The following is a 19739-nucleotide window of genomic DNA, read 5'->3' as shown; positions in this document are numbered from 1 at the left end:
GTGAACAGGGACGCCTAGGAGCCAATAAAACAAGGGTTTCCACGTGTTCACCAGCTGTAACAACAGCGCTCATCGCCATGTTCAGTTCATCCCCCCTTTAGGGGGGTGAACGGATGAACAGAGGGCGGCATGAACAATTGGCCTATTCAAATTGGTCTTTCCAAGTTTTGGCCAGCCACCCACCCGCAATCGCCTCGCGCTCGATGTCCCTCAGCTCCGCACGGATCTCACGCCCGACCTGCGCCCGCCGCTTGGCTTCCGCTTTGGCCGCGGTCGTGGACCGCCCGTGCTTGAGGTGCAAAGCACTCAGCTTCGCCCGCCCTTCCGCTGTCTTGGCCCCTGTCGACTTGCCACCGTGCATCCGGCAGCGCGCCTTGCCCGTGACTGCCGGATTCTTGCAGGGCGTACCGGCCCGTGTTTTGGCCCCGCAGCGCTGCCCTCGCCAGTCAGGTCCGAGTTGCCAGAGCCGCCCGCACTCGAGGAATTTATCGTTCATCGCCAGCCTCCATTATCTACCAAGATCCAAGTTCCGAGGACCGCGAAGCTCCACCCAGCTGACCCCGCTCCACAAAGCAAAGGTCCAAGGTCCGAGGACCGCTGCGCGCCACCGACCGCTTCAAGGCAGTTGGCGTTCGGATCTCGCGCCCTGACCCTTGATCCTCGCATCTTGGTCCTTGCCCGCTTCCAGATAATCCGCGCCACCGATCAGCCATACACCCTTGAATTTACGACCACCCCAAACAAGCGCACCCCAGCTCTGGGGGTTACTGGAGCCTTTCCATTCCGATGAAACGACGCAGGCCGGACCCCCACCCCCCTTTTTTGGCCCCCCCTTGCTGTAGCAAGCACCTATACTTGTTTGGTTGCCAAATTCTGCTGGGCCCAATTTCATTTGGGCTTGTTGTCGGCATACAAGTCGTCTCCGTCTGCTCCGGACTGCCCCGCGGTATCGGCGCAGTCTGACCAAGGACCGAGGTGCGGGTTGCGAGGTACGGGCTGCGCGTTGCGGCTGGGCGTGCCGTGGGCCGTGACGCCTTGGCCCACCACACCGTGGAATGTGGGCCTCTCCTGTCGGGTCTTTGGCCTTCGACTACGGTCCGTGTAAAGTGGCACTTGGTCCTTGGTCCTTGGTCCTTGGTCCTTGGCCGACACACCGTGCAACGCGGATCACGGGCCTTACTTCCTGCTCCGTGCAACACGGACCTCGGATCCCCCCAATCAACACAAACCCCTCTGCGGCCCCATCTATATGTAATACTATAACACATATGATTCCGCAGCAAGCATGCGGTGCAGCCGAGGTGCGTGGTACGTGGTACGTGCCGCGCGCTGCGACATACAGGGGCTGCGTGGAGGCCTGCTAGCGGGATAGCTTGGGGTGGGTAGCTCGCCGTGGCCAGCGGGCGTAGGCGGAGTCACAGGAGGGCTGTGCCGGGGCTTGGCGCGTGCGGCGCCCATCAGAATGGCTAACGGCCACACAGACCGCATGAGAGAGCCTAGGGCGGGGCGTGGAGGTGCTGTGCCGCCGGTGGGCCATCACGGCGGGCAAGCGGCGCAGGGACTCTCAGGGGGGCAGCCCTCTAGCGTGCTGGGTGGGGTGTTGGTGCTTGGACCGGGGACATCGGCAATTGGAGAGGGAGCCTTGGACCACGGACCACGGGGCTTGAGGGGTGGGTCTTGAACCTCGGATCTTGGGGTTAGCGGACCATGGGTCATGAATCTCGGACCTTGGTCCTGTGAACCTAGGCCCGACGATACAGCTGGGCCTCGCCTACATACGCCGTACAGCGCTCTGAGGCTGGATACCCAGCGTCAGACGCGCAGACCCTCCAGAAACAGCTCCAGAGGGCAGATGCGCATATCAGTATTCGCTCCACTGCGAACATTTGGGCGCGGGTCTTTCGCCTGCGACACTGGCCCCATCCGCCGTACAGGCGCGCACACGGCCACCATACGCGTGGACGAACCACCCCTTATCAGCCAGCAGCGGCATGGTCAGCAGGGCATCTGTGCCAGTGTTCAATACAGTATTGGTATCTGGTGCAGGCTGGGTCTGCGCAACGGCCATGGGTGAATAGGCCGACAGCATAGCTGCCGCCCCGATCATGCCGACAGCCAATATCGCGGCTGTGATTGTATTCATCGCTTTACGCTGCCTCAATCTTTGCTAGCTCATTATTCAGCGCGGCGGCGTAACCGGCACGCGCTGTTTGATACACAGCAATTTCGTTCTTCAGCTTTTGCATCTGCACTTCCAGGAATTGCAGGCTGGCCAATTGGGCCTTGCCGTTCACGCTCAGGTTCTCGGTGTCGTATTCGGTGCCGTCTACGCTGATTTTGGGCATGGTGGTCTTTCTATCGGTCAGTGTTGGTATTCAATGAGCGTTTCGCCGGATCAGGTCTTGGCCAGTTCCCGCTTGAACGCCGCCTCATAAGCCATCCGAGCCGTATCACAAACCGCCCATTCATTATTCAACTGCCGGATCTGCGCGTCGACGAACTGAATGTTTGCGATATGCGCGCGTGCAGCCTCGGTCAAATCGGTAAGTTCGTATGCCTTATCGTCGATGGTGATAGTAGCTGCTTTGGTGTCAGTCATCTGTATCTCTCAATTGATGCGGTTCTGTTCACGACATGCAGTGCGGTCTAGCCGCTGTGCTGCTGTGATGTTTAATCGTCTTGCTTGGCCTTCACGAACGCTGAGAGATCGAAATCGCCCTCGTCTGAAGCAATATTGACGACATTGTCGTTTGAGACCGGTTCCAGGGTTTGTTCCGGCTCGGAGGATTTATGCCGCTGCAAAATGCCGTCGACGTCGATTTGATCTGACATCTCTGGCATCCGTGTTTTGACCTCCGCCAGCTTCCGCTGGATCAGGCCCAGCGTTTGAATGTTTCCCATGCTCAGCAATTGGCAATAGGCCACGGCCAGACCACCGGCCTTTTGGACGCGGGCCAAGGCATCGGGGTCGAGGCTGTTCAACCGCGCCTCGTCGATGCGGAACAGGCCATCGACGCGGCGTTCGCCGTCGGGGCTTTGCACGGTCAGGGGCCAGGGCTGGAACAGGTCTTCGGCGGCCAGTGCGGCACACACACGCTGGGTCACAGCACGGTTGCGGTGGATCTGTTGCAGGAAATTCAGCGCGTCCTTGACCGGTTGCGCGGCCTCGCCCGCCTCGTCGAAAAACGGCTGGTCAAAACCCTCGCCCGCGCCGACCAGACCGCTGTCCATGTCAATGCAGAGATGCAGATCATCGCCGTCGCCCTGCGCCAGTCCGAAAGGATAACCGCGGTACACAGCGGGGGTGTAGGGCGTGACCCATGTGCCGTTGACGACAAACAGGTTGCGGCCGGGTTCCAGCCCCTGCACGGCATGGGGGACAAAGGCGTCGTTTTGTTGGATGAAGGCGATGGGCAGGCTCATGCAGGCCTTGGCCAGTTCCTGCACCACCAAGGGGGCCACGGCATCCGTAGCGGCAAAAGCATAGCTGTCAACTCGCCGCCAGGCCTGCGCGGCAAAGCCGGTTTTGGTGATCAGCTCATAGCGGGGCATGGTGTTCCTGACGTTGTTTAGTGAGAACCCCCGCACTTGCGCACGGGGCGCTGACGACGATGCTGGACAGGCTACAATCGTCAAAAGCGAATATAAAAAAGGAAAAGGCCCGCCGAAGCGGGCCAATCCTATATTTCAGCCGTCACGTGATTAGATCACGAAGCTATCAGCGGACATGATCGACGCCAGGTCGGTCAGGTTTGTGATGTTGCTGAACGTGAAGACCACTGTGCTATCAGCGAGAGTGCCGTCACTATCAATGTCGTTGTCCAGGAATGCCTGAGCTGTCCCAGTAGTGCTGTTCAAGAATACAACAATGCCTGCAGTTGTCGTTGTGACGTCACCTGTAGTTGCTGCTGTCTTCGTCTGCAGCGCGTCTTCAGCGGCAGCCACGGACGCATACGATGCATCAGTGATAACGATTACACCGTGTTCAGTCACATTGCTGACATTCGCAAGACCTTCAACGTACCCACCAGTACCCAGCGCCGTCAGGCCAACTGTGTTAATGATATCACCCGCCACGAAGTCCGTGATTGTTGTGGCAACATCCTTAGCTGCAGAACCCTCAGTGGTTGCAGTTATAGTAAGATCAGCTTGGGCGTTGGAGTTGCTGGCGTCAACAGTGCGCGCACTGATTGTAAATGCGGTACCATCCGCCTTGCCGGTTGCAATAATATCATCTGTAGCGGTACTGGCAACTACGTTAGTAACGCTGATACCATGAGCAGTCAGAATATCAGTTGCATGCTCCGTGATAAACTGTGACAGCGATGATGCTGCAGCAATGTCTGCGGTACCGCCGGCAGCGCCTATAGTGGTTGAATACACTGTTCCATTAATTGTCACGGAGATTGTATCCGAAACTGTACCAACATGAGTGTATGTAGCAGTACTGTTAACAACAGTAGACACCTGTGCCACGGCAGACGCAGTAGCCGCATCGATGTCAACAGTGTCATTACCAGCCCCAAGAGTCAGCGTATCAACACCGAAACTTACGTTGTAAGTGTCTGTACCTGCACCCAGGCTGACGGTATCGGCACCATTTCCGCTCGTGACAGTGTCATTTCCGGCACCAGAAATCACAGTACCGCCTGACTGGTTCATTACGATTGTATCTGCGCCAGCGGTACCAGTGATCGAGTACGACACCTTGGAGTCTGCCGATGCAGTGATGTTCACGAATGCATTCCCAGTCATCGCAGATGCATCAAGCACAACTGCGCGAGCCGTAGTGGCAGTCGTGGCTGTTTCAGTCGCCTCGATGTCCAAATCAGTAATTGCAAGCGATGTATCACCGGTGATGTTGATTCTCGTGAAATCGCCGTCAAGGTTAGAAATCGTGTTCGCGGCTGTTGTCGAAGTGCTGGAAGCAAGGCCAAGCGACGACAGGTTCAACGCTGTTGCGTTCTGCACGGCATAGGTCGTGACAGTCACGCCAGAAGTTGTGGATGTGCCATTCAGCTCCAACGATGCAGCAGCTGCTGGCGCCGTGTATGTCGCACCAGTCGCAGCCACAGTCAAAGTGGACACAGAGTTCGCCACAACGACGTTCTGGCCGGAGGCTGTGGAGTTGAGGGTCGCAGCACCAGCGGTGGTGTCGGAGTCACGCAGAACGATGTTGTCAACGCCTGTCCAGTTGGCAGCGCTTACAGTGATACCGGAACCGGTGTCGAGCGAAATTGCAACTGTGCCGGTGTTGCCGGTTGCGTTGATCGTTGTACCGGAAACCTTGGCATCAGCGACCCGCATCGTAAGGTCCTGCGCACCAGTGATCGTATAAGTACCCACGGTTTCAGTGCTCTGAAACGCCAGCGCAAAGCTGTTGGCCGAGGAGCCGTTAGACGCAATGTTCAGCGTTTCCAGCTGCTCGCCATCGGTGCCGTCGATTGTCACACCAGTTTGGGTTGCAGCCGTCGTACCATATGACGCACCAGAAAGGGCGATGCTCATGCTTTCTGCACTACCAGCGGCTGTCGTTCCGGTCAGTGTCAGGCCCTCAACGGTCAAAACACGATCATAGTCGTTCAGCGCGATTGTAGCCGCAGAAGCAGGTGTCGACAGTACACCAGCAACCGCACCCGAAACATTGTACGTCGTTGTACCTGTGTTTGCGCCGGTAAAGTCAGCAGCAGCCACAACGTAGGACAGGTTAATCGTTTCGATGTTCATGGTCGTGATCGTCGTGGCACCGGTCAGTGTCACGTTCAGGACATCATTGTCAGTGGTCGACCCATCCAGCAGCGTGTCAGTCGCAGCCATTGTTGCGGTCATACCATTCACGACTTCGTCGGCGCCAGTGAAACGGAAGGTCGACGCGGCCGAGCCGGTCAACGCTGTTGTATCAGAAGCGATATCCACAAGTGGAGTGAGCGTGAAGGTTTGGCCAGCTGGCGTCACCGGTGTTGTTGGTGTCGTTGGTGTCGTTGGCGCGGCGGCGGTGGTGTTGTCGTCATTACAAGCAGCCAGCGAGAGCGCCATCAGTGTCAGGCCAGCGCCCTTGGCAGTGCGCTGTGTTGTTTTCGCTTCCCAAGCTTTCATCAGCTTGGCAACAGCGGCATTCTTTGGCGTGGTTGCGGTTGCATCCACGGGCACCAGACGTTGTACATCATCCGTGATGAAGTCTGTCGAAACGATCTTGTTCATTTTTGGTCCTTTTTTACCGATGTTGTTAAGGGCTTCGCAAACTCGCCCCCAATCGCGTATCGGTTTAGATGCAAAAATGGGGGACATCTTTACCTTTATTTATAAACACTTTTTGACGTTGATGGCTTGGCATCGGGTCTTGCCGCGCACTGCAGCATAGGGCGCGGGGCAGCATGAAGCCCTGCGCCCCACCCTGCCCCGAAACCCCAAAAATATGGTGTTTTTAACCAAATTTTACCCGCGGATCGCGTTAATCGCGCAGCGCCAGTTCCTGTATCTTTGCCACCGGCTGCCAGATATATTCCAGCACCGTCCGCTTGCCTGAAAGCACATCTACGGTGGCTGTCATACCGGGGATAAGTGTCACAATTTCGCCACTATCTACGCGCAATTCACCCTCGATTGCGACCTCGACCAAATAGCTGCTGGCAGCATTGGGGTTCTGTTCGTCAGCAACCGCATCGGGGCTGATCTCGATCACCCGCCCCGCGACAGAACCGTATTTCGACGAATCATAAGCAGAAAGCCTGATCCGCACATCATCATCCAGACGGATACGCGAAATATCCTGCGGCATGATCCGGGCCTCGACCACCAGGGCTTCACCGGTCGGGACCAGTTCCAACATCACGTCACCGGTCGCGACAAAGCCGCCGGGCGTACGGAAATTCAGGCGGCTGACGATACCTTCCATCGGGGCGCGGATGATGGTCCGGCTGACCCGTTCTTCCAATTTGGGCAATGCCTCGCGCAGTTCGCTTTGCTCGGCGACAACATCGTTCAACTCGTCCATGGCACGCAGGGTATAATTGTCGCGGGCGTTCGCGATCTCGGCCTCTAATTCGGCCATGCCTGACCCAGCCTGAGCAATGGACACCGCCGCGCGTTCACCATCCCCGCGCGCCTGTTCCATCTGCCGGCGCAGTTCAAGCAAGCGCGTCGCAGGCACGATGTTATCGCGCACCAGCGGCTCGACCAATTCGATTTCCTCTTGCAACAGCGCCACCGTGCGTTCGGCAGTGCCAGATACATTTTCAGCGGCAACAAGATCTTGCGACCGCTGCTGCAACCGCTGTTCGAGGACCGCGATCCGCCCGGCAAGCTCTGCGCGGCGCGCGGCGAACAAGGATTGTTCGGTCAATGTGACAAGCGGGGACATCGCGCTGACATGGTTGGGCGGGTCAAATTCAGAGCCTTCAATCTCGGCACGCAGCCGAGATTCCTTGACGTCTAAGCCCGTCAGGCGCTGGTTCAGCCGGTTCAATTCGCTGCTTGAATCAATAGGATCAATTTCAAACAGAATTTCATCGGCAGCGACAATCGTGTTCTCGGACACAAAGCGACGCAGAATAACGCCCCCTTCTGCGGCTTGAACCAGTTGGTTTTGGACGGATGAAATAACGCGACCTTCGCCGCGCGTGACATTGTCGATTTCAGCCCAATTGGCCCAGATGCCGATGGAAACTACCAGCACGACGATCGTCGCCAAGATCGTTGATCCCGACAGCCCCTCACGGCCAGCCATGTCGCGCGATAGTGCTTTGAAGTTGATTGATGACATCTAATGCATCCCGCCTGTGCTATGATCTAATTCTGTCGGGTGTCGTGTCGGCAACAATACTGCCCCGATCAACAACCAAAACACGGTCAGCCAATTCAAGTAGCGAATTGCGATGCGTCACCATGATAACGGTCCGGTCGCCGGACCACCGCTTTAACCGCTCAACCACGCCTTTTTCGGTAACGGTATCCATGGAACTGGTTGGTTCATCCAGCACCACAACTGCCGGATCATGCAGCAATGCGCGCGCAAGATTGATCGACTGGCGTTGACCACCTGACAGCCCTTCGCCGCGTTCCTTCAATTCCATCTCATAGCCGCGTGGATCGCTTGCGACAAAATCATCGACACCAGATATTTTTGCGATCTCTAGAATATGCGCATCGTCATATTCGTAAAATCCCATCTGAAGATTTTCTTTGATTGTGCCTGAAAATAGCCATGTGTCTTGCAGCATGATGCCAAGATTACGGCGAAGATCAGATTTATCAATTTGCCGGACATCGACACCATCAATCAGCACCGCGCCTTCACTGGGCACAATCAAGCCAGAAATCAGCCGCGACACGGTCGATTTACCAGACCCCATCCGCCCAACAATTGCCACCTTTTCGCCAGCTTCGATTTTCAGCGAAAGATTCTTGATGATCGGGTTATTCGAACCCGGGAAAGAATAGCTCACATCCCGCAGTTCCACACTCCCAGACATCTTGGGGCGGCTCAGGCGCTGCACCGTGTCGTCAGGGTCGTCTTTGCTTGACGCCATTACGCTTGAGAGCGAACGATAGGCCTCGAGAGCGCCATTCGCGCGCGACATCGCGGCCGCCAACTGTGACAATGGCGCGAGCGTCCGGCCACCCAAAATGACGGCCGCAATCATGGCCCCCATTGTGATTACGCCATCCTGAATTAGAAATACGCCATAAAAAATCGTCGCAATCTGTGCAAATTGCTGGATAGACGCCGCCGAATTGATGGCAAACTGCGACAACATTCTGCTTTTCAGTCCAAGCTCGGATTGGGCGTCTGCGGCTTCTTCGAACCTGCGGCGCATCAAGCGGCCAGATCCAGTCGCCTGCACAGTTTCTAGCCCGTTCAGTGTTTCGACCAGAACACTCTGTTTTGACATGTTGCTCTGCATGGCATTTTTTGTGTTCAACGCCAGAAAGGGTTGAATGACCAAGCCCGACAAGATCACCAACGGAACCGCAATCAGCGGAACGATTGCCAATGGTCCAGCGATCAGTGAAATGATCCAGATGAAGAAGAAAATGAACGGTATATCTACAACAGCAATCAAGGTCGCCGATGTAAAAAATTCGCGCAAAGTATCAAATTCCCTGACAATACTGGCCATTGCACCAGCTTTTTGTTTTCTATGATCCAGTTTCATATTCAGGATCTTGTCAAAGATCAGCCGCAACATCCGCGAGTCAGCACGCTTTCCAGCGCGATCCACGAACTGCGATCGGAGCGTTTTAATAATAAAATCAAAACCAAGCGCCAGCATAACCCCAATCGTCAACGCAATCAGAGATTCAATCGCTTGGTTTGGAACGACGCGATCATAAACAACCATGATGAAAAGGGATGTGGACAGGCCAAGAAAGTTTGTCAGCGCAGCCGCAATGATCACCTGTCCATAAAGCCATTTACCTTGCAAAAAGGACCCAAAAAACCAGTCGTTCTTGCCCTTTGGCTTTACGCTGACATGCATTTTTCGGCACAATACGAAATGCGGCTGCAACAGACCGGCACGGTCAGATTTTTGGACACGTTCGACCGTCTGGCTCATGTCTTTATTAAAGCGGACGATTTCTATTGCGCCGTCTTTTTCCACAGACGTGATAACGACAGCCTGGTCGCCATGCGTGAATCCGATCGCCGGGCAATGGTTTTGCTTCAGCGCGGTAACCGGCATTTCACCAAAGTTCGCTTCGAAATTCAGATGTTGAAACGCGGAGACCGCTGCCCGAGGGCCAAAAACGTCGCTTGATAATTCTGCTAGATCGCGGACCGCGGCAGTTGAAAAACTAAATCCTGTTTTTGCAAGAATGAACTTAACCGCAAGAATTAACGACATTTCGTCAAAACTTTGCGCCGTTTCAACATCAGGGGCGCCAGCCACATCTGGCGTATCTGCGCCGTTCGCGCGCGATTCGACCTGATGATCGGCTTGATCAGCGTCTTCCGTTTCTTGTTGATTGGATTGAAAACCTTGCATTAGAAAATTCTTTCTTTTGGTCTTGCTTCGTCGACTTCAGATTGCTGGGCTTGCCTGGACACTACCGTGGCAGGATTATTTATGAATCCGCATCAAGCAAACCGATCTGGCGCGCCAACAGGCCCAGGCGCGCACCGGTGGTGAGAAAGAGAATTTCCCGCTCGGCCCGCATCGTAACGAGCTGATCGCGCACACGATATAGCTCGATCTCAGCGTCAATGAGCTGGCTTAGACCTGTTTGACCAGTGGCAAGTTGCGACTGTAATGTTTCGATCCGTTCTGCGGCCAGCGCCTCACGTTGTGTCACGACCGGCAAGCTGCGTTCAATTGCATCAAGCCGTGCAACTGAAATGTTCAATTCTGTTTCAAACGCTTGTTTGCTTGCCGTGAATTGTGCCTCTGATCTTTGCATTTGGGCCGTTGCGGATTCCAACTGCGATTGTCGGCGGCCGCCATCACCGATGACGTATTCCACGACCACGCCCAGCGATCCGTTGGCATCGTCTTGTTGATCGACCGGCGAACGCAGCCCGGCTTGCAACCTGATGCGGGGTTCAAATCCTGCCTCGGCCCTTGCAACTGCGCTGCGTGCGACAATTAATTCTGCTGCGCTCAATTGCAATTCGGGCGCCTGTCTTGGGGCGCTCGCTGCCGCCATGATGTCAGTTGCAGTGAGCACATTTTCAGGCAAGCGTAAACGAGCTGGAGACGTGTTGAATAATCTCTCAAATCTCAGTTCTGCATCTTGAAGATCAGCCTGAATATTGAGGTCGACCATTTCAAATTCTAAACGCTCGCGCGTCGCGCTATCGACAACGGAGCGGTCAACCATTCCATTTGCAGCCATACGTTCAATTTGGCCGACAAGTTCGTTCAACTTTGTCAGGCGTGACGCAAGTAGTTCTGCGCGAGATTGATGTTTCCACACGTCAACCCATGCCTGGGATGCACGAGATGCAACATCATTTCCGCGGACCATACGGTCGGCTTCCGCAATCAAAACCTCGGCGTTCGCCCGGTTGATATTAGCTGTTGTTTCGCCGCCATCATAAATCAGTTGCGATAAGTTGACGCCGGCAATAGCGCCCTTCTCGACATCCCCATTGTTGCTGGACGCATCTTGAATCAGGCCGGCATTGAGGCTGCTTGATATCTGTGGGCGTGTGCCGCTTGATGCGACCTCTACCTGGGCTTTCGCAGCTATTTCAGCCGCCAGTGCGGCACGATACAATTCGTTCTGCGATACTGCCAAAAGAAGCGCGGCCTCGAACTGCGCAAATGGCAGCGGAGCAGCAGCCGTCGCCTCCACATCTTGGCTGTCCAACAAAATTTGTTCGTCAATCACGACGCGCATCGTCGCGATGTCATCAGGCGATTGCCCGCAACTGGCCAAAGCCGTCGAAATCGCCAAGGCATTCAGCAAATTCAGCCGGTGGCTGCAAAAATGCATTCGAGACATGCCCCGCTTTGGATTTTCTGACTTTACTTCGAGGTGCAATTTTTTAAAGCTGATCATTTTTCATCTCTTGGGGCGAATTGGTTAATTTTGATATGGAAGTATTGGAAGTAATCTTTCAATTCTTCAGTTACCTTATCACTCAATGTCAGCATCCGGCGGCTCTTCTTTTCGCCCTGCCGCGATATTATGGTTCCCTCGGCAACGCGATCCTTGATAAAATTCCGAACCGTTACACGATTGACTTGCATTGTAGCAATATTGTCGAGATAGTCCTCTATCCCGATTTCTTGGTTATTTTCGTTGATCGCGATCAAAAGCATAAGCTCCCAATACTCTGGGTACTTTATGAATACTTTCAATGACTTTGTCGCTGCCAGATACCTAAGACGTTCCAGCTCTTTTTCGATGGGGCTTTTCATTTCTCAACGTTATGCTTGGCGCAAAAGCGTTAGGCTGGACTTTGTATCCGCCGACAAGATCGTTGATATTCTCATTTCCTTCGATTCATCAGGTATCTGGCATAAAGTGACACCAGAGTAATTTACGCGTTGCGCGTCTCCTCTTATTCCAAGGATCGGCAGCAACTGATCGACAAGCTCTTGCGACGGCTGTAGCAATACCTCTGATTGCTTTTTGCCTTTTCGTTCGATCAACAGCCCCTGCTTTCGCAATTCCGCGATACGTTTGATCATTCCAGACCGCGTCGTATAGCGCGACTTTACGCGATCCAATGTCGCGTAAAGCGGCAACCCCGGCTCTCCCTGCTCGAGCAGGAGCAGGATAAATTCATAGACGCCCAGGTTGGCTGACGCACGCAATGTATGATCCACAGCACCCATCGCCCGAACATAGGCGATTTCGCGGATCACTGATTGTTTTGAGGGATCATTTTGAATGCTACTCATAGCTTTAGTCGCACCTTCTATATTGAGGAATTATAACCGCGCGAACGAATCTATGCACTAAACTTGCTGGGTATTTGCAATATTTGTAATCAAACATAAACAACGTTTTTTTTGGACAAAAAGTATCTGTACTTATCTTTCTGTTACTTTAAGGGTAAATAAAAGCGTATCTTTAGATATTATCTATATCTTTTAGATATAATATCATCGTTAGAGATTTATTGATGCCCAGCTAATCGGTCTGGCATCACTTAATGGCTTTGATCTGCCTTTAGCCAATGTCGCGACAGCGGCCGCGCTTTCGCTGGGCGCAGCCGCCGCACAATATTGGACTAAGGTGGTTTGGCAGGCTTCTTGGACGTGGGCAACCGCCCAGCGACACAAGGGCGCCTTTTGTCAGGCTATCGGTTTTCCAAGCGCTTCTGCTTCGCTTTCGTGGCGTGCCTTGCGCAGCCGGGCCATCTTGTCTTCGCGATGCTTTGTTTCCGCGTCCTTGATTTGTTTGACGGCGCGGGTCGTTTTATCCATCGTGGTTTCTGATTTGGCTTGTGCTGTCGTGAAACCGCTCAAATTCGTGTTCTTGGCCATGGCTCTCGTCTCCTTCAAATATTTTCGGGATCGTGCTGGATAAGTATCGAATGATCGGATCGCTGGTGGCGGTGTGCCGCTGACGCATGTGTTGGTATGTCAGCGCGCGACCGTGTCCGCGCCAACGCTGGCTGCGTCTCGCTAATGGCTGATAGCGCAACGATATCTATTTGTCCAATTTGGTGCAGAAACATGCTTTGGCGCTGCTGCAATAGAACCGTGGCGTCGCTGCTTTTGCCACGACAGCGATTTCACCACATGACATTTCGAAATCCCAATCGCGCTGATCCAGGGGCCATTATGGAATTGGTGCAACCCAAATAGCACCGTCTTGGCACGTTTTCTGCAGACAAAATTGTAGATAATTCGGGAGATGATAGATGGCGCATGTGCCCGACACTCCGTCCAGCGTCTTGGGCGTGACGCCATTCATGATGGTTCGGCGTATCGTCACCGTGTTGACGGTGGGGTTGGTCATTGGTGCGGTCACTGCCATTGCCGCAATTGCCTTTGTCGAAGCAGTTCTGTGGCTCAATGATCTGCTGCTGGTCAGTTCCTATGCCAAAGTACAATCGGGGCTGTCGCCCACCGTTCTGCTGGCGATCACGCTTGGTGTGCCGATGTGTGGTGGGGCGCTGGTCAGCTTCATCGTGTTCCGTCTGGCACCCATCCACAGGCCTGCAGGCCCTGCCGATGCCATCCGCGCCGTGCAACTTCAGACGTCAATGCCCGATACCCGTTCCGGCCTGCTGGTGACGCTCGGGGCGCTGGGTTCGCTCGGGGTCGGGGCTTCGGTCGGACAATATGGCCCGATGGTGTTTTTCGGCGCAGTGATTGGCGGGCTAGTAGAGAAGTTGAAGCTCGCCGTGCCCAACATCAACGCCATTGCCATCGCCTGTGGGGTAGCTGCGGCCATCTCAGCCGCGTTCAACGCCCCCATCGCAGGGCTTGTCTTTGCCCATGAGGCGATCTTGCGCCATTACTCGATGCAGGCCTTCGCGCCTGTCACGATTGCATCGACCGTGGGTTATGTCGTCGCCAACGTGCTTTTCGAGCGGGCACCAGTGTTTGTCGTGCAAACCGGGGTAAGCCTACATGTGCCGGAATTCGCGATTTTCGCCTTGATGGGTCTGCTCAGCGGCGTGGTGTCGATCGTTTATATGCGCACCTTGCTGGCCGGCGCGCGGATCGGCGGGCGCATCGCCTTGCCGCCCGAGGCACGCGGCGCCATGGCCGGTCTTGCCGTGGGCCTGTGCGCGTTATGGCTGCCCGAGATTACCGGGCTGGGGCAATACACGCTGCGCTTTGCCACCATCCAAGGCGCCTTTGGCGCTTCGGAGATGGCGATGATCCTTGTGGGCAAGATCGTGCTCACGGCGATCTGCCTTGGCATGGGGTTTGTCGGAGGCGTGTTCAGCCCGGCGTTGATTGTGGGCTCCATGCTGGGCGGGCTTGTCTGGACGGGGCTGACGGCACTGGGCATGGAAGGGCTTGCCGCGTTTCCGGTTTATGTCATCTGCGCCATGATGGCCGTGACAAGCCCGGTCATCGGGGCGCCGCTCACCGCCATTCTGATCGTGTTTGAACTCACCCGCAGCTATGAGCTGGCTATTGCCTCGATGGTGGTCGTCGTTTTCTCGAATGTCGTGGCCTTCCGGTTCTTTGGGCGCTCGCTGTTTGACATGCAGCTTTTCCTGCGCGGCTGCGACCTGTCGCAAGGTCGAGCCGAGGCGCAATTGTCCGTGCTCGCGGTGCGTGACTATGCCGTTGTCGAGGCGCCGATTTTTGATGTCAGCCTGGGCCAAGATGCAGTGCGCGCCGAATTGGACGCCCACGGCTGGAGCGAGGGCTACGCCATCGACGCCAATGGGTTGTTTCGCGGCTATCTTCGCATCGTTGACCTTGGTGAAGGCTCACCAGCGCCTGTGTCCGATATCCTGCGCCCAGCGCAATTGATGTTCGATGCCGACACAAGCGTCCGCGACGCCATGCGCCTGCTCAAGGATTTCGTTGGCGATGCGATCCCCATTGTCGACCGCGACAGCCAGCACTTGGTGGGAGTTGTAACCGAAGCCGCGATCGTGCGTGCCTATCTCGATATTGTTGCCAAACTCAGGAACGAAGAAAATGCCGGTCTTTGAGCCCATCCGCACAGCCGCAACAGCCCTGTCCAAAGCGTTAGGCGCCTGGGTCCTTTTGGGCTCGCTTTGCGGGTCGGCGCTCGCTCAGTCGCCTCTTGTGCTGGCTACCCCCGACGATAACCCTGCTCGGAACGCGCGGCTTTCGCTTCTTCAGTCGTCCGAAGTGCGTGTCGTCCCCGACCCAGCCAGAGCGACAGGGACGGGCATCGTGGCACTCGACGGGGCCAAGGCTGCGATTGCGCAGGCCGTTTTGGCCGGTTGGGATATCATCGCGCTTGACGAGGCTTCCGAAATCGCGGCCTGCGGTGCCGGTGTGCTGCAAAAAGCCCCCACGAGCGAAACCACCACAGCTGACATATCAACGCGATTTGCCCGGCGGCCAGGCCAAGGCGGCGCAAAAAGCGGTTGCGCGCTCACTTATGATACCCGCTTCGAGGCGCTTGCCTACCGTCTTGATGCCTTTGTGCTTTCGCCGCCATCAACAGGGCTTGCGGTATTTGATACGGCGTCGTTTCCCGGCCCTCGTGCGGTCGTGTGGCCGCCACGCGCGCTGCTTGAATGGGCAATCCTCGCACAAGGCGTGCCCGAAGTTCAGGTCTATGACATCCTGTCTTCTGCGCGCGGCATGCAGATCGCGCGCGCAGCAATTCTTGACATCGCCCCCAGCATCATCTGGGTCGACAGCGACGCCGAGGCTGCCCAGCTTCTCGCCACAGGACAGGTGACGATGGCAGTGGCGGGCGAGGCGGACCTTGCCGTGACAGCGGGTATTGCCGCCGTGGTGCAGGCTGGAAAAATCGGTCAGCGAAGATCATGGATCCAACTGCCAAGCGGGGCAGCATCGTCGCCAACGCTGCGTCCCGCAGATGGCATTGTTGCCGCGCTTGCCGGTGACCAAAGCACCTATGTTCCGGCGCTTTGGCGCGACGCTGCGTGGTACGCACAGGCTGGTGCGCATGTGGCCACTGGCCTTGCCGGACTAGGCCCTGAAAAATAGGCTAGCAACAAGCGTTGTTGTGTGGTGCTGGCGTTTTCACAGGGCAGCGGCCTCGTTTTTTTGGCAGGCCTTTTCGGGACGCGCAGGTGTTTCATCACATTTCTCGGTTTCGTTTGCTGTGATGACCGTGACGGCAAGGGTGGTCTGGTCGGTCGCCGACAAGCGCGCAAAGCAGGGCCAGCGGCTGCGGCGCGGTCATTCGAGACGTCCATCTTGTGTAACCGCAGTGCAGGGCGAAGCTGCCGATCGCTGCGTACACCCTTGCATCAGCAACATTGAATGGCGGGGCATCTGACTTGGGCATCGCTCAACGCAGAAAAAGGGAATGAAGGTCCGCGCGCCTGATGTGTTACGCATCATGAAACGAGTTGGGTCTTTTGATGTATGGGGTGAACGTCTAATGTAGACCAAAGGACAGGATGAAACCATGGACACACCACCGCCACGAAGCGCACCAAATGGTGACGTGACTGCAGTTGCTCAGTGGGTGGCCGATATCTTGCGTGACCGCATTATCAGGGGCGTCCTACCTGCTGGCGCACGGATCGTTGAGCGCAAGCTCTCGGCGGAACTGGATGTTTCGCGGACACCCATCCGTGAAGCACTCAAACTGCTTCACGCAGACAACCTGATTGATATCTCGCGTCACAAGGGTGCGCAGGTAACAGAATTCTTGGCGCAGGAAGCCCTGGAACTCTTCGACGTGATTGCATCATTGGAAAGTCTGGCCGCAGAGCGTTTGGCGGAAAGAATAACCAAAGAGCAACTTGCTACCTTTGAGGATTTACATGCAGCCATGCTGACCCATTATCAGGCGGGTGAAGCTGATGCCTATTTTGACTTAAATTCTGAAATTCATGACGCCATTCTTGCAGCCTGCGGCAATATCATCCTGCAGAACCTGCATACAAAGATGATGGCGCGGGCGCGTCGAGGACGCTTTATGGCAATTATGAACCCCGATCGCCTGAAGTCTGCAGTTGAAGAGCATGAACAGCTTATGGCTGCCCTCCGCACCCAAAATGCAGATGCAGCGCGCCAAATATGGCGTAAGCACCTTTTAAACACAGGTCAGAGCGTGACAGATGTCTTGCGCAGTCAAGCCCTAGGCTGAGGCGCGCTTCCATAGATTTTCGGCGACCTTCTGTGCGTCTCGTATGACGGTATCCATATCGACACGCGTTGGCATGCGATCTTTCACCAGCCATTCACCTGCGACCATCACATCGGTCACATTCGCAGCCGATCCCGAATGCACGACAATCCCGTAGCCATCGATGACAGGCCGCAGGTTGGGCGCGTTGGGATCAAGCAAGATCAGATCGGCAGGCGATCCCACCGAAAGCGTCCCCGACGCCGCATGCCCCTTCAAAGCCCGCGCCGCGTCCACTGTTCCCCAGCCAAAGACGGTTTTTGCATCAAGGACAAATTCCATATCTGCGCGCCACCGCGCCGCCGCGATGGCCATGCGCATTGCCTCGAACATATCGGCGGATTTTGTGTCGGTGCATAAGGTTATTTTTGCGCCGGCCTCCCGCAGCGCGATAACAGGTGCGGCAGCGCCAAATGCTGCGTTTCCAATCGGGGCGTGGTTGATCACGACACCGGCCTTGCCAATCCGACGGATGTCGGCCTCGTCCAGAAAGATACAATGGGCCGCGACCAGATCAGGCGACAAAAGACCCACATCTTCCAGTAATTCTGCAGGCGACAGCCCCTCGCGGGATCTGACCTGTGCGACCTCCATCTTGGATTGCGCAAGATGTGTGTGAACCTGCTTGCCCGTCTTCGCGGACAGATCAGCGAAAGTGTGCAGCATCTGCCGCGAACAGGTGTCTGGGGCATGGGGGGCAAGGATCGTGCTGATGCGATCATTGCCCTTGGCATCCCATGTGTCGATCAGATCAAGCGCCGCACGCAATGTGGCCTCTCCCAACTTTGGATCGTGTAGAAAACGACCGTTTGCCAAGCTTGCGGTGTCCGCATCCATCACCCTGCCGCCGATCATGGCGCGCAGTCCAAAGGCCTCTGCTGCGCGGGCAAGCGCATCGGGCATCCGGTAATAATCGACGATTGTCGTCGCCCCCGCACAAAGCATTTCCATCACGCCGAGCCTTGCAAGGATCTGCGTTTCCTCCGAAGACAGCCAATGCCCCTGTGGCACGCCCGGCGTATAGGCCGGGGCAAATCCCAAATCCTCGACCATGCCACGCACGCTCATCAATGGGGAATGGTTGTGCGTGTTGATCAATCCGGGCAGACACATCGCCCCTTTGCCATCAATCACGGTTTCACCGGGATTGGGTGCCGCGCCGCGCGCGGCGATGATGCCATCTCGAATTGTGAGCGACCCGTTCGAAACGAATCCCTCTGTCGGGCACAAAAGTGCAACATTGTACAAATGGCATGCCATCCGAATTTTCATTCTGCTTACTCCTTAAGCATCGGGGCGCAAATGCTGCGGGTCATTCGGTCATCTGCGCGCAACAGCAAGAATTCGGGCTGTTTTCATCGCTATCCATCACCGGACAGGACCATGGTGTCAAATGGAATGCCATTTTGATCTGCCGAAAGAGTGGACCCACCCTGACAGAGGAAGAACAACGATGACACATATTATGGAACGGGGCCTGACCCGTCGAAAGCTTCTCCGAAATTCCGCGATGGCGGCCGTCGGAACGTTTGCCGCGCCCTCGATCCTGCGCGCACAATCAAGTGAACTGGTGATCGGCTGCGCGGGATCTCACACCGCGTGGATGGAGGCCCTCGTCACCCCTCACATGAAAGCCTCCATCGGCGCCGACATCATTTTCGAAGGCACGAAATCTTCCGTGAACCTAGAGAAGATGTCGTCTAACAAAGATGCACCTTATCTTTCTGTCGTGCAGATGGATGATCCGGTGATGATCCAGGCGGTCGAGGCCGATTTGCTGGTGCCGATCACGCCAGACGCCGTTCCGAACATGACCGATCTGCGCCCTGACGCCACGCATATGGACGGGATGTGGTGCAACTATGTGCAGCCTTGGGCGGGCGTCGCCTATAACACCAACATGACCAACGGTGTGTCATCCTGGGCCGCACTTTGGGATCCCGCAAATGCCGGGCGGGTCGTCATTCCGTCGCTGCAAAACACAGAAGGCATGTGGACCTTGATGTCAGCTGCGATGCTGGGATCGGGCTTGCCCTTCGTCGACGCGCAGTACGAAATCGACGCAGCTTTCGCCAAGCTCGAAGAGTTGAAGCCCAATCTGCTGACCGTCTATTCCACAATGAGCCAAGCGTTCAACCTGCTGGAACAGGGCGAAATTTCGATGCTGTCGGGTAATTTCTCTTCCTACACCCTACCCCGCAAAGCCGAAGGCGTGCCAGTTGATCTTGCAGCCCCCGCCGAAGGTATCTTTGCAATGCCATCAGGGATTTGTCTGGTCAAAGGTGGCCCAAACCCGGAACTGGCGCAGGCCTATGTCAACGAAATGCTTGGCCCGGTGATGCAGGCGGCCATTGCTGATTTCGCCTCGTCTGTCCCGGCAAATACAACGGTAACTGCGGGTGCAATCATTCCGGACGGCGTGCCAATTTATTCGCCGGATTGGAGCTTTGTCGCAGCAAATCGCGCCGCATGGATCGACAGGTTCGACAAGCTGATGGCGATTTAAGCAT

At 55.8% G+C, this 19739-nt stretch carries 18 protein-coding genes; 4 read left to right on the top strand and 14 right to left on the bottom strand.

Annotated features, from left to right (window positions below; all coding sequences use genetic code 11):
• Window positions 1–142 precede the first annotated feature (142 nt).
• The 12 genes from SKA53_RS00225 to SKA53_RS00170 all read right to left on the bottom strand — a co-directional run bounded on the left by SKA53_RS00225 (window position 143) and on the right by SKA53_RS00170 (window position 12938).
• Entirely contained in the window at window positions 143–496 is a 354-nt protein-coding gene (locus tag SKA53_RS00225; RefSeq protein WP_007204004.1) for an HGGxSTG domain-containing protein, read from the bottom strand.
• A 1365-nt stretch (window positions 497–1861) separates the two neighbouring features.
• Entirely contained in the window at window positions 1862–2143 is a 282-nt protein-coding gene (locus SKA53_RS00220) for a hypothetical protein (protein ID WP_007204003.1), read from the bottom strand.
• Window positions 2144–2147: 4 nt separating this feature from the next.
• Window positions 2148–2345 (bottom strand): DUF6447 family protein, encoded by a 198-nt coding sequence (locus SKA53_RS00215; RefSeq protein ID WP_007204002.1) that lies wholly within the window; start codon window positions 2343–2345, stop codon window positions 2148–2150.
• A gap of 50 nt (window positions 2346–2395) precedes the next feature.
• Window positions 2396–2599 carry a DUF6447 family protein gene (locus tag SKA53_RS00210; protein WP_007204001.1) on the bottom strand — a complete coding sequence of 68 codons (204 nt, stop codon included), beginning with the start codon at window positions 2597–2599 and terminating at the stop codon, window positions 2396–2398.
• Between the two features lie 71 nt (window positions 2600–2670).
• Window positions 2671–3552 (bottom strand): SapC family protein, encoded by an 882-nt coding sequence (locus tag SKA53_RS00205; RefSeq protein ID WP_007204000.1) that lies wholly within the window; start codon window positions 3550–3552, stop codon window positions 2671–2673.
• Between the two features lie 150 nt (window positions 3553–3702).
• Window positions 3703–6201 carry a beta strand repeat-containing protein gene (locus tag SKA53_RS00200; RefSeq protein WP_007203999.1) on the bottom strand — a complete coding sequence of 833 codons (2499 nt, stop codon included), beginning with the start codon at window positions 6199–6201 and terminating at the stop codon, window positions 3703–3705.
• A 250-nt stretch (window positions 6202–6451) separates the two neighbouring features.
• Window positions 6452–7762 (bottom strand): HlyD family type I secretion periplasmic adaptor subunit, encoded by a 1311-nt coding sequence (locus SKA53_RS00195; protein ID WP_007203998.1) that lies wholly within the window; start codon window positions 7760–7762, stop codon window positions 6452–6454.
• 19 nt (window positions 7763–7781) lie between these two features.
• Window positions 7782–9986: a type I secretion system permease/ATPase gene (locus SKA53_RS00190; protein WP_007203997.1), complete on the bottom strand. Its 2205-nt coding sequence runs from the start codon at window positions 9984–9986 to the stop codon at window positions 7782–7784.
• A gap of 79 nt (window positions 9987–10065) precedes the next feature.
• Entirely contained in the window at window positions 10066–11502 is a 1437-nt protein-coding gene (locus tag SKA53_RS00185) for a TolC family protein (protein ID WP_081440102.1), read from the bottom strand.
• Window positions 11499–11864, bottom strand: a complete 366-nt coding sequence (locus tag SKA53_RS00180) for a hypothetical protein (RefSeq protein WP_007203995.1) — start codon at window positions 11862–11864, stop codon at window positions 11499–11501. The genes SKA53_RS00185 and SKA53_RS00180 overlap by 4 nt, the downstream gene beginning before the upstream one ends.
• 9 nt (window positions 11865–11873) lie before the next feature.
• On the bottom strand, window positions 11874–12350 hold the full coding sequence (locus SKA53_RS00175) for a hypothetical protein (RefSeq protein WP_007203994.1): 477 nt from the start codon (window positions 12348–12350) through the stop codon (window positions 11874–11876).
• A gap of 396 nt (window positions 12351–12746) precedes the next feature.
• Entirely contained in the window at window positions 12747–12938 is a 192-nt protein-coding gene (locus SKA53_RS00170; protein ID WP_007203993.1) for a hypothetical protein, read from the bottom strand.
• A 380-nt stretch (window positions 12939–13318) separates the two neighbouring features.
• On the opposite strand from SKA53_RS00170, the gene SKA53_RS00165 reads away from it, so the two are divergent.
• Both SKA53_RS00165 and SKA53_RS14955 read left to right on the top strand, forming a co-directional pair.
• Window positions 13319–15079, top strand: coding sequence for a chloride channel protein (locus SKA53_RS00165; RefSeq protein WP_007203992.1), 1761 nt, complete (start codon window positions 13319–13321; stop codon window positions 15077–15079).
• Window positions 15066–16076, top strand: coding sequence for an extracellular solute-binding protein (locus SKA53_RS14955; RefSeq protein ID WP_131494559.1), 1011 nt, complete (start codon window positions 15066–15068; stop codon window positions 16074–16076). Before SKA53_RS00165 ends, SKA53_RS14955 begins: the two co-directional genes overlap by 14 nt.
• Window positions 16077–16112: 36 nt before the next feature.
• On the opposite strand, the gene SKA53_RS15760 is transcribed toward SKA53_RS14955, so the two are convergent.
• Window positions 16113–16238 carry a hypothetical protein gene (locus SKA53_RS15760; protein WP_007203990.1) on the bottom strand — a complete coding sequence of 42 codons (126 nt, stop codon included), beginning with the start codon at window positions 16236–16238 and terminating at the stop codon, window positions 16113–16115.
• Between the two features lie 265 nt (window positions 16239–16503).
• On the opposite strand from SKA53_RS15760, the gene SKA53_RS00155 reads away from it, so the two are divergent.
• On the top strand, window positions 16504–17190 hold the full coding sequence (locus SKA53_RS00155) for a GntR family transcriptional regulator (RefSeq protein ID WP_007203989.1): 687 nt from the start codon (window positions 16504–16506) through the stop codon (window positions 17188–17190).
• Here the strand turns inward: SKA53_RS00155 and SKA53_RS00150 are convergent.
• On the bottom strand, window positions 17182–18501 hold the full coding sequence (locus SKA53_RS00150) for an amidohydrolase family protein (RefSeq protein WP_242601223.1): 1320 nt from the start codon (window positions 18499–18501) through the stop codon (window positions 17182–17184). The genes SKA53_RS00155 and SKA53_RS00150 overlap by 9 nt on opposite strands.
• 181 nt (window positions 18502–18682) lie before the next feature.
• Here SKA53_RS00150 and SKA53_RS00145 point away from each other — a divergent pair, with 181 nt between their 5' ends.
• The gene (locus tag SKA53_RS00145; RefSeq protein WP_040482705.1) at window positions 18683–19735 is read left to right on the top strand and encodes an extracellular solute-binding protein; all 1053 of its coding nucleotides are present in this window, start codon (window positions 18683–18685) and stop codon (window positions 19733–19735) included.
• Window positions 19736–19739: the final 4 nt, after the last annotated feature.

Origin of the sequence: Yoonia vestfoldensis SKA53 (assembly GCF_000152785.1) — a bacterium.
GTDB classification, from domain to species: Bacteria; Pseudomonadota; Alphaproteobacteria; order Rhodobacterales; family Rhodobacteraceae; genus Yoonia; species Yoonia vestfoldensis_A.
The sequence above is the reverse complement of the archived record's forward strand: the minus strand, read 5'-3'. Positions and strand labels throughout refer to the sequence as shown.